Here is an 11,686-nt window from a genome sequence, read left to right as displayed (position 1 = left end):
TTAAATCAGTGGAAAACAAACTCTCAAAAACGAGTTTTAGAAAACATCAAATATTATATTAGATAATATCAATACAGTACCAAAAAGGATAACCTAACGCATACTGGACTGCTGAACGCTTAAAAAGCCGATAAAAGCAAGGCACTCTATCGCATCAGTAGCAGCATAAACTTTAAGAAAATTCGCTTTAGCGTAGAAAAGTGCTCTCATACATAAAACAAACTATGTCTTTTTTGCTCAATCAAGAAGATGAAAAGCTTTTAAGAGCAATACAAGTTGTTACAAAGAAAAAAGGCAGCACATTGTGCTGCCTTTTCTAAAAAGTACATACTGTACCTTATATTAAAACTGATAACGTATTCCTCCAGAAAAACTTGTTCCAGAAAAACCAGCCTTATTAAGCTTATGTTGATAGAGAACGTCAGCATGTAGAGAGAACTGTGGCAACAATTTGGCATTAAAGCCTAATCCAGCCTCTAATGAAGAACCAAAAGCCCCTAACTTGAAAGCATCCTTGAAATGCACAGACTGTTTTCCTTCAAAACCATGAGTAAGATAAAGCTTACCATAGAAAGAAACAGCTTTCACGCCTTCAGAGCCTGTAGGAGTCTTGGTTAAGCGTCCACCAACACGTGCCACCCACTGATCAAGGTTACCCATTTCAATATTAAAATTGTCAATATCACGGGCCTTATTAAACTGGAGATGTTGATACACAACTTGAACCTGCGGATCAAAGACAAAGCCCTTATATCTTGTCTCAATTGTCTGACCACCAGTTAAAGAAACACTCAAAGGATTACCTTTTAATGTTGCTGTCTTACCCCGTGCAAGAGTGAGAACATCACCTTTGAAAAGACCATAGGATAAAAGACCGTCGACATAGAAGCCAACATTATGCTGCATGCTACCATATACCGTAGCAGTCCATTTATCAAATGCACTCTTCTTACTTTGCTCAACATTCAAAGGCTGCAGAGAAAGTTTTCCATAAGTTCCCATAACACCAAAGGATATAGTGCTATCAGAGCTTTCAATAGTTTGCAGCAGAACACCTGCCTCTACACCATGATAGTCAAGATCACCTCCGTAACCATATTCAAGCGTGGACAGATCCGAAGCATAACGGTAATTTCCACCATAGCCGCGCAAGTATAAAGCAGGATTTTCACGAACCTCTACCATTCCATTAGAAGTCATCCGCAATGTGTCCAACTGCTTGTTTTGATTACTGATATCCATCAAACCAGCATGGAATACGCTATTAGGCAAGACAAGATAAGTTGGAACCTGTGGAACAACAGACCTTACAAATTTTTCAGGAAGGGCAGCAGATCCCATAGACTTAACATACTGATTTTCTAGACGGAAGTTCCAAAACTCCCCACCATCCTTAACAAACTTCTGCTGAATATGCCCCTGTTTCGAAGTCGCTTTTGGAGCATAAGCACGAAGAGTGTATTTGTAAGGTGAGTTGCTCAGTGCAACATAATTGCCATCGAGTTCGAAAGAATCTTTCTTCGCTTGACCATAGACCTGAATAACTGAAACACTGTGAGCAATCTTTCCATTCGCTCTAGCATCTCCTACATTGCCCGCATCACCTCGTACATGTATTTTTGTTTTTCCAGAAACATCACCATGAACGACAAGTCGATCCGTCACTTGTTGATCACTCGGATCATGGGGATTCAAACGTGCATTGAGATGAATTACAGCATCACCCTGTGCCTCATAAACTGTGCCGTTCCCATTTCCAATATGGAGAGTCTGATATTTCCCTTCAGATTCGGAAGGTCTAAAATCAATAGCACTATTTACAAGTCTCACAGAAGAAACGCATGAATTCACACATCCTGAATCTAAAGTACCCAAATTCTTCTGCGCACTTCTTTTTAGAACCCACTGTGAACTATTAGCCAAGTCTAATTTTGCATAAGAACTTCTATCAACGCGAACATCGCCTGTAACAACAGATCTATCAACCGTAACTGATATATTAGAATCATTCTCGACTTTTAATAATAAGTCACCAGCAAGAGTTGTTTTATTTTCTAATGAAACATGACCACCAGAATTATTACCATAGATAGCTATACCATTTGCAACTTCAAAATCAGTGTTCTTCAATGAAATTGCTCCTGTTATGCCTATAGGTGTTCTCTCCTGTTGGGATACAGCGCTCCGCTTAACAACAATTGCTTTCTCAGCTTCTAAATTCTTACTTCGATTTTGTTTCCTCTCTTCTTTCTGTGTTAGTCCATCAAAATATATACCATAGGTTCCATCACCTTCTACTTTAACAGTAGAAGATTCGATATTTGCGTGATTCACAGTAGGACGAACCTCTGAAGATCTCCTTCTCCTAGAAGAACCGGTCTCAACCACATTATTACTAGACTTCATAATCCACAAAGCACGAGAATCAGTAACAACATTTCCATTCTTAAAATCAATAGAAGCATTATCACTCAACAGAAAAGCTGCATGCTCTAAATTCTCTGTAGAATCTAACTTCCCTGTCGTTTTTTTCGCATTAATGTTAACTTTGTCTAATGCAACACTCCCCCCAGATTCTGACCTCACTGCCACTCCCTTTGCCAAAGTAATAGCCCCAGAGTCCATGGTTATCTTACCGCCTGTACTTGCCAGACCAGCTGCAACAAAATCCCCCGTCACGTTAATTTTTGTATCCTTTAAATTAACAGATGATCCAGAACCAGCCAAAGCACCCACATAAAGCGCATCGACTGTCCCACCAGTCATCCTAACCTTTCCGCCACTTTGCGCCTCAAGCCCAATCACAGAAGATTGAATTACTGATTTATTCTCTAAAACGACTTCTGCATCTTCTTCTGCAAGCACAGCACTTACAGAACTCACTTTAGCAAGATCAATGGCATTTCCATTACCAGAATTCGGACCAATAATGGTGGCAGCGTTTAGCTTAATATTCGTACCACTTTTTACATGCATAGAATGTTGTGTTGAATTATTTGCTTTCAGTGTAAGCTGCTGGACTGTGTATGACTTGCCATCACTGCATAAAATAGAGCTTTGCGATTGCCCCTTCCCCCCAATACCATTACACCCAACAGGAGTACCTTTCTTACCTGCACTGCTAACATCTGCAACAGCGGGTACCCTAGATTCCTTATAAACCACAGGCTTTACAGAAATAGGTCGCTTGGAACCTGCCGTAGACTTCGTTGAATCAGTAGGCTTCACAACAGAAGGTAATGAAACTGTAGATGCTGTCTTTTTAGATTCTGTAACAGTAACAGTTCCAGATGATTTAGAACCTACGGAAGAAGCCATAGGCTTTGCAGAAATAGATTGCTTGGAACCTGCCGTAGGCTTCGTGGAACCAGTAGACTTCACAACAGAAGGCAATGAACCTTGAGATACTGTCTTTTTAGATTCTGTAACAGTAACAGTTTCAGACGGTTTAGAGCCTACGGAAGCATTTAGAACAGGCTTCACGAGAGATTCCTTTTGCTTAGGCACGATAGAAACAGAAGGAGAAACAACAGATGGAGGTGCTCCTGCTTCAGATACTCCAGTTCCCTCATGCGTAATAGTCCTCACATTTTCAGATCTTTCATTAGATTGAGAAGGAGTAGTTACATCTGTCGTCGTAGGCGTACTAAGTGGAGTTACAGCAGATGCATTTTCTGTAACACTAATACTATCAGAACTACTATCAAATGTTATAGATTCACCATTTTCATCTGTTATATTATACTCTACCGTATTAGCTCCTAGCTCATAAGAATCGTTATCCGTCTGACCCAAAAGTACAATATCCACATCGTCTTCTGTCGCTACTAGATCTCCATATCCCTCTTCGTCATCTCCATATCCCTCTTCGTCAGATGTGATAGTTCCAGACGAGAGAGATAGAGTATGTCCAGAAGATTCACCTACCTCAGATGCAAGGGTACCAAGCTCAGATGTGGGACCACCAATCTCAGATGCAGGGGTATCAACCTCATATGTGAAACTATCAAGCTCAGATGTGGAGTCGTCAATCCCATATGTGGAACTGCTACCCTGAGACGCTTGGTTACCATCCTGAGATGCGAGGCTACCAGCATCAGATGCAGAAGTATCAGACTCAGATGTGGAGATACCAGATCCACTTGCTTCAGGTACTTCAGTTTCCTCATGTGTAATGGTTCTTACATCTTCAGATTCTTCATTAGATTGAGAAAGAGTCGTTACATCTGTCCCCGTAGGCGTACTAAGTGGATCTACAGTAGATGCATTTTTTATAACACTAATACTATCATAACTACTATCAAATGTTATAAGGTCACCATTTTCATCTGTTATACTATACTCTGGAATATCAGTTCCTAGCTCATAAGAAGCGTCACCCGTCTGACCCAAAAGTACAATATCCACACCGTCTTTTGTCACTACCATATTTCCATATCTCTCTTCGTCAGATGTGGGAGTTCCAGGCGAGAGAGATAGAGTATATCCAGAAGGTCCACGTGTCCTAGATACAACTAATGTAGAAAAATTTACATTATCTTTTTCAAGCGAATCAGTCTGAGATAATGAAGGATCACTTGCCTGAGGTGCCAGGCTACCAGCCTCAGGTGCTAGGTTACCAGCCTGAGGTGTAGGGCCACTAGGTTCAGATGCGGGGGTATTTGGCTCAGATGCAGGAGTACCAGGCTCAGATCCGGGGTTAACAACCTGAAGTGTAGAGCCACCAGCCTGAGATGTGGAGCCACCAGCCTGAGGTGTCTGAACATCAAGCTCAGACGCGGAGCGACCAGGCTCAGATGCTAGATTACCACCCTGAGATGCAGAGCGACCAGCATCAGGCGCAGAGGCACCAGACTCAAGTGTGGGGGTACCAGATGCATTAGGTTGAACCTTTGATACTGGAGAATTAACGGATCCGTCAGCTCCACTTTCTAATTTACTTTCTAAGTTGAAATTCCACAGCTTTTCTGTTTCCCCCGATGAAAGGCTATATTGTAATGGATCAGCGCGAAGGATGTACTGATAAGGCGAACCCTGCAATGTAACATATGTAGTAGCTAGCTCAAAGGAATCACTTTTTGCTTCTCCAAAAACCTGGACAATTGAAATAGGTTTAGGAACACTGTTATTTTCCCTTTGGTCAGCCTGATTTTGTATAGTTTGACGCTGAACCTGTTCTCCATTTCTTAACTTTTCATTTAGAGTGTTGATGACAGACGAGTCGTTCACATAAACCTTAGTTTTTCCAGTAACATTACCATAAATCAAAAGTTGATCAGACAAAAGTTTAACGTTATTTGAATCGTCAGAAACAAAACTCGCATTGACATAAATCTTGGAATCTCCACTAGCACTGTAAACTACACCTTCCTCTTCTCCAATATGCAGCGTTTGATAACCTTCGTTTTCATCTCTTGGAGGTAAAAATGCAATCGCACTATTTTCAAGACTTACAAATGAAATATACGAACCTTCACAACCCTTATCTATCACCTTCCCCGTATTTTGTTCCCCCCCCGTACTTATCTGTCTCAGATTCCTATTATTACTTTTTGCTAAATACCATCCTGATTCATTAGACAAATAAAGTCTAGCATGAGCATCTTCACCAATTTGAGAATTACCCACGATCGAAGACTTAAAAGCGTACACCGACAGCCTAGAAGCAGGGTCAGCCTTCAAGAATGTATCACCCAAAAGAACTGTCCCCTCTCTTAAAAGGACAGTACCATTCATACCATCACTATAAACAGCCACACCTTCAGGAACCGAAAGAGAAGTATTTTTTAAAGAAACAACCTGCTTTTGTTTATTAACTTTACTCTTTACTCTTTCACTTAATCTATCATAAGATATCCCAAAAGAAACAATTAACTTGTTATCATTTTGTTTCTTACCCTTTGGGTTCATTTCTTTTATTTCACCAAAAGATATTCCATAAGAATCTCTCCCACCAATTTTAATGTTTGATTCCTTGATCTCAGCTCTAAGCTTCAAAATATCCGAAACACTCTCAGACTCTCCAATATTATTTAGATAGCGTGAGAGATCTCCATTACCTGTAATAGTCGGAAGAATATCAGTATAAGCAACATTCATAGCGTTATGAACGTCAGAGACTAGATTAGCCTGTTCGACATTATCTCTTTCACCAGCAACCAAAGAATTCTGAGAAAGAAAACCCTGGTCAGCATAAGAACTATCAGAAGTCTCAAGAATATCACCAGCTACAAACAAAGCAACTGCATCAGTCCCCGTAACGTCTCCATTATTAAAAGAAATAAACCCTCCATGAGAAAGGAATGCAAAACTTTTAACACTAGGAGGAATATCTTTCCCATCACTTTCCTCTTTAATTTTTATTCTAACCCCATCTAGTTTAACAATTCCTTTACGCTCCGATATAACTCCCACCCCGCCTTTCGCAAAGTTAATCTCCCCAGATTTCATCATTATTCTAGACTCATCAGAACTGTGCAAACCAGTTCTAGCTGCATTTAAAACCACTTCATCCAAAATAACAAACGATCCCTTATCAGCCGCAGCACCTATAGCAGTGTAATAGACATTCCCGCCTTTCATGTAGATTCCACCGTTCTGTTGAGCATTAACCCCAACTTCGAACTTCTTAATATGCGAACTTTCCAACTGAACTTTTGAAAAAGACGTTGCTAATACCCCTGTCGCAACACTAGTCGCAACACTAGAAGCATCATCTGTATGATCACCTTCTGTTCCTTTAACCCCATCACTTAAATTACTTTTTACAGGAGGCACCACTAGAATAGATGTAGGAGCCATCCCCGTAATGGACGCATTATTTAAAACAATAGTTGTCCCTGTAACTCGAGCTATTACTTTACTCAAACCAGAATTCTGATCACGCCCCCCATCAACACTCCCCTGTACTCCACTAGAAGGCTGCGATGAAGACTTGATCGTTGCATACACAGCACTTTGGTCACTCTTCTTCGTCTGAATAATAGTTCTCTTCATTACATGCTTCCCAGAATCATCACAGAAAATGGAAGCAACGCTTTTATAACTCCCAACATCGCACGCGGAAGAGGGGTTTGAAGACTCACTCCCCTGAACAGATCCAGCACTTTGTCTAACATCACCGCCCCCTTGCGCAGAATCACCGGAGGCAACACCAGGAGAACCGGGGACAGCACTAGGAGAACCACCAGGAGCACCACCGGGGATAGCACCAGGGACACCAGCACCACCAGCGCCACTAGGGACACCAGCACCACTAGGGACACCAGCACCACCAACGCCACCAGGGACACCACCGCCATTGCTTGGACCAGCGACTTGTGGTGCAGGAGGCGCAGGTAAGTCTGCTGCTTTAGGCTCAGGAGATTTTGATGAAACTCCTGGTAGCAGAGATGAAAATGAAGATAGGTCTAGAGAAAACCAACCAGACCCCATAGAAGCATCTACACTTTGTAAAAAGAAGAGAGCACTTGTTGTCAGTGCGTACAGACTTGTACGCTTTTTAAATACATTGGTCATATGTTAAACTTTCTAAATATGTTGCAAAAACACTAGAATTAAGTGAAAATGAGGTAAGTGAACAATTTGTAACATATGTTAGTCAACTTTACAACATAGTGTTATTTATTTACGCTTCATTTTGTGCATAAAAATACCAAAGTTAAGTTTTTAAGTGCGCAAACCCTTATAATATTAGATAAAAGGATAAAATTACGATGATAAAATATATGAAACGGATGACTTCTGTTTTACTGGTTGCAACCAGCTTTGCAACAGCTTTATGGACACAGACGAGTATTGCAAATACGAGTACTCAAACAAATGTAACAATTAATCATGTTTCAGGCACGACTCCTGTTCCCGCTTCTCCGCAAAAGGTTATTGTGTTTGATATTGCCTCTCTTGATAATATGAATCGCCTTGGTATCAAAGCGGTTATCGGTATTCCTGAAGGAAAAAAACCATCCTATCTGCAACAATTTGATGATGCAAAATATGAAAAAATTGGTACCCTTTTTGAACCCGATTATGAAAAAATTGCCACTCTTCAACCTGATTTGATTATCATTTCCTCCAGAACTCAAGCAAAATATAACGATTTATCCAAAATCGCTCCAACAATTGATCTAACTGTAGGAAATGAAAACTCTCTTGCAGATATTGAACGGAATGTGTCTATCCTTGGCAAAATTTTTGGCAAAGAAAAAGAAGCTGCAGCAGAAATTGCAAAACTCAATGAAACTTTAGCTGAAGTTCGTAAAAATACTAAAGGAAAAGGCCATGGTCTTGTACTCATGACCTCTGGTGGAAAAATCAGTGCCTTAGGACCAAAATCACGTTTTGATATTTTGCATTCCGCTTTTGGAATTGCCCCAGCAACCGATAAACTCACTGTACAAAAACATGGACAGCTCATTTCTCCTGAATTTATTCTTGAGACAAATCCTGATTGGTTGTTGGTGATTGATCGGGATGCCGCAATTGGACGTGAAGGGCAATCTGCAGCACAATTGCTTAACAATGAGCTTGTTCACCGCACAACAGCAAGCAAACAAAATCAAATTATTTATTTGGACTCTTGGAGCTGGTATCGTGCAAGTGGTGGTTTAACGGGACTCATTGAAACCGCTAAGCAGATCAATGAAGCCTTTACAAAGAGCAAATAAGCGTACAAAAGAGCTTGCTTGCTATATAAATAAAATTTAAAAGCAGAGATTGTTTATTAAGCAGTCTTTGCTTTTTTAGGTTTTGTTAGAAAATGATTTAACGTGAAGAATTACTGGATAACCATAACACTTCTCATTCTCCTGTCTATCCTCAGCATTTTTGTTGGTTATTCTGATGTCACGCCTTCTGACCTTTTCGCAGCAGATCCCCATGCGTGGCTTATTTTTTGGCAAACACGTCTTCCTCGTACCATTGCAATCCTTTTAGTAGGTGCATCACTTGCACTTTCAGGTATGATTATGCAACTATTGACACGCAATCGCTTTGTCGAGCCATCAACCGCTGGAACTGTTGAATCTGCTTCCCTTGGCATTCTTTTCATTATGATTTTTCTGCCCGATATTTCTGTTTTAGGAAAAATGGTCGTTGCGACACTTTTTGCCATGACAGGCACTTTACTTTTTATGTTTTTATTGCGCCGCATTCCTCTAAAATCTGCTCTCATTGTACCCCTTACAGGGATTATGCTAAGCTATATTATTGGCTCTTTAACCAATGCCATTGCAGATTATGAAATGTTACTTCCCTCTCTTCAAGCTTACTTATTTGGCAGTTTTTCAATGGTTCTTGAAGGAAAATATGAGCTCTTATGGCTATCCCTTCCCCTTTGTATTCTCGCCTATTTCACTGCTGATCGCTTTACAGTTGCAAGTTTGGGAGAAGATTTAACCAATAACCTTGGATTGAATTATCGTGCTGTCATGTTTTTTGGTCTTTTTATTGTCGCCTCAATCACTGCTGTTGTTGTCTGTACAATTGGCCGTATTCCTTTTGTTGGACTCATTGTTCCCAACCTTGTGTCAAATTTCATGGGCGATAATATGCGCCGTACCGCTCCTTGGGTGGCCATCAGCGGTGCAGGATTGGTCTTAATTTGTGATCTTGTAGGACGAATAATTCATCCCTCTCTTGAAATTCCCATCAGCACTATGATGGGTGTAATCGGTAGTTTTATTTTTATGATACTGCTTTTACGCTGGAGAAAGCGTCTTGGATAGAAGAAAAAAAACAATATGTGTACTAACAACACTTATCATCATAGCATGTACTGTCATTAGTCTTTATATGACGTGGAATATCAATGTGTATACATGGACATTTCGTCTTACAAAACTTTCCTCTCTGCTTCTTATTGCCTATGCAATAAGCGTTTCTACGGTTTTATTTCAAACAATCGTTAATAACCGTCTTCTTACCCCTTCAATTATGGGATTTGATCAGCTTTATATTTTAATAAAGACTGTTCTGATATATTTTGTAGGCTCTCTTTCTTTGCCCTTTTTAAATGAAGAAGGACAACTCATTCTCGAAGCCCTCATTCTTATTCTTTTTTCAATAAGCCTTTTTCGCTGGCTCTTTTCAGGAAGCCTAAAAGGGCTTCATTTGACGCTTTTAATCGGTGTTGTTTTAGGCGGATTTTTTTTCAGTTTACGGATGTTTATGCAATTGCAACTAAATCCAGACCAAATGATGAATTTAACCGATATTATGTTTGCAAATTTTAATAAATTCAATACACCATTAATAAGCTTTGCCACAATCATTGTCTTCATTGTGAGTCTGATTGGATGGCATTCCCGTCATCTTCTTGATATTTTAGCTTTGGGACGTGAAAATGCCCTCAATCTTGGCGTTAATTACCACAAAAGTGCGACAGCTGTCCTTATTTTTGTTTCCATTCTCGTATCCATTTCTACCGCATTAGTAGGCCCCGTCACCTTTTTTGGACTGTTAGTTGCCAACCTTGCCTATGAACTTTCTCCTCAAGCAAAACACTGTGTTGTTGTGCCGATTGCAATATTATTAGCGATTATTTGTTTGGTGGGAGGACAATTTATTTTAGAACAAATTTTTCACATGGCAGGACGTTTAAGTTTTATCATTGAATTTTGTGGGGGTATTGTTTTCTTAATGTTACTGATGAAGGGAAAACTAAAATGATTGAGATCAATCATCTTTCCAAGGCTTACGGAGCACGATTGATTATCGATAATTTATGCCTTCATCTTCCCAAAGGGGGGATTATTTCTCTCATTGGGCCAAATGGTTCGGGAAAATCAACTCTTTTAATGCTGATAAGACGTCTTTTGTCATACCATAATGGTACAATTCATATCGACGGCTTTGATATTGATAAAATGCCCCACGATATTTTGGCTCAAAAACTCTCAATTCTGCGTCAAGATAATCCTTTATCCTTCCGTTTAACCGTGTACGATTTAGTAAGTTTCGGACGCTATCCTTATTCAAAAGGCTGGTATACACATGAAGATAAACAATTTATCGACAGTTCGCTACGCTATCTCGGCTTACAAGATTTAAAAGACCGTTTTTTAGATGAGCTTTCTGGCGGTCAGCGTCAACGCGCTTTTATAGCCATGGTTATCTGCCAAGATACTGATTATCTTCTCTTAGATGAACCATTAAACAATCTGGATATGAAACATGCCGTTTCTATGATGAAGCAGTTACGCCGCACAGCTGATGAACTGAAAAAAACCATTCTTATTGTTATGCACGATATTAATTTTGCCTCATCTTATTCAGATATGATTGTTGCACTGAAAAATGGAAAAGCAGCCTATTGTGGAACTCCCAAAGAAATTATGCAACCAGAAATTCTTAAAGACATTTATGATGTTGATATTCAAATCAAAACAATCAATGACATTCCTATCGCTCTTTATTATCGATAATCTAAAAGACTTTTTGCGCTTGCCTACACTGTAGAATCTGCTAGAGATGATAAAATTGGCTTATTGGGGAATAGTTTAATGGTAGAACAGCGGACTCTGACTCCGTCAATCTTGGTTCGAATCCAAGTTCCCCAGCCAGTGTAGCTGTAGCTTGCCAGTTGTAGCTTGCCAGCAGGTTTTGTATATTTTGCCACTAGGTTTTGTACCAATTTATTTTTTCTCAAAGAGTTTTTAAGTGGTTCTCAAAGGGTCTTCAAAGACCT

5 protein-coding genes and 1 tRNA gene are annotated in these 11,686 nt (G+C 39.9%); 5 read left to right on the top strand and 1 reads right to left on the bottom strand.

The annotated features are described in order from the left end of the window. Positions 1-342: 342 nt before the first annotated feature. Positions 343-7,518, bottom strand: coding sequence for an autotransporter outer membrane beta-barrel domain-containing protein (locus tag ACFIKQ_RS08180; protein WP_375656236.1), 7,176 nt, complete (start codon positions 7,516-7,518; stop codon positions 343-345). Positions 7,519-7,715: 197 nt separating this feature from the next. Between ACFIKQ_RS08180 and ACFIKQ_RS08175 the strand changes: the two genes are divergently transcribed. The 5 genes from ACFIKQ_RS08175 (at position 7,716) to ACFIKQ_RS08155 (ending at position 11,561) form a co-directional block, all read left to right on the top strand. Next, a complete protein-coding gene (locus ACFIKQ_RS08175; protein WP_375647649.1) occupies positions 7,716-8,666 on the top strand; it encodes a siderophore ABC transporter substrate-binding protein in 951 nt (316 codons plus the stop codon). 102 nt (positions 8,667-8,768) lie between these two features. Then, on the top strand, positions 8,769-9,725 hold the full coding sequence (locus ACFIKQ_RS08170) for an ABC transporter permease (RefSeq protein ID WP_375636427.1): 957 nt from the start codon (positions 8,769-8,771) through the stop codon (positions 9,723-9,725). Next, complete coding sequence (locus ACFIKQ_RS08165; RefSeq protein WP_375636425.1) at positions 9,718-10,668, top strand: iron chelate uptake ABC transporter family permease subunit; 951 nt, start codon at positions 9,718-9,720, stop codon at positions 10,666-10,668. The genes ACFIKQ_RS08170 and ACFIKQ_RS08165 overlap by 8 nt, the downstream gene beginning before the upstream one ends. After that, the gene (locus ACFIKQ_RS08160) at positions 10,665-11,423 is read left to right on the top strand and encodes an ABC transporter ATP-binding protein (protein ID WP_375636423.1); all 759 of its coding nucleotides are present in this window, start codon (positions 10,665-10,667) and stop codon (positions 11,421-11,423) included. The genes ACFIKQ_RS08165 and ACFIKQ_RS08160 overlap by 4 nt, the downstream gene beginning before the upstream one ends. A 64-nt stretch (positions 11,424-11,487) precedes the next feature. Further along, positions 11,488-11,561 (top strand) — tRNA-Gln (locus ACFIKQ_RS08155). Positions 11,562-11,686 lie beyond the last annotated feature (125 nt).

Source organism: Bartonella sp. MR63HLJHH (assembly GCF_042194155.1).
GTDB classification, from domain to species: domain Bacteria; phylum Pseudomonadota; class Alphaproteobacteria; order Rhizobiales; family Rhizobiaceae; genus Bartonella; species Bartonella grahamii.
The sequence above is the reverse complement of the archived record's forward strand: the minus strand, read 5'-3'. Positions and strand labels throughout refer to the sequence as shown.

Excerpts from the sequence above, each read along its gene's own strand:
- ACFIKQ_RS08160 (WP_375636423.1), top strand. The coding sequence starts at position 10,665 with ATGATTGAGATCAATCATCTTTCCAAGGCTTACGGAGCACGATTGATT.
- ACFIKQ_RS08175 (WP_375647649.1), top strand. The coding sequence starts at position 7,716 with ATGATAAAATATATGAAACGGATGACTTCTGTTTTACTGGTTGCAACC.
- ACFIKQ_RS08180 (WP_375656236.1), bottom strand. The coding sequence starts at position 7,518 with ATGACCAATGTATTTAAAAAGCGTACAAGTCTGTACGCACTGACAACA.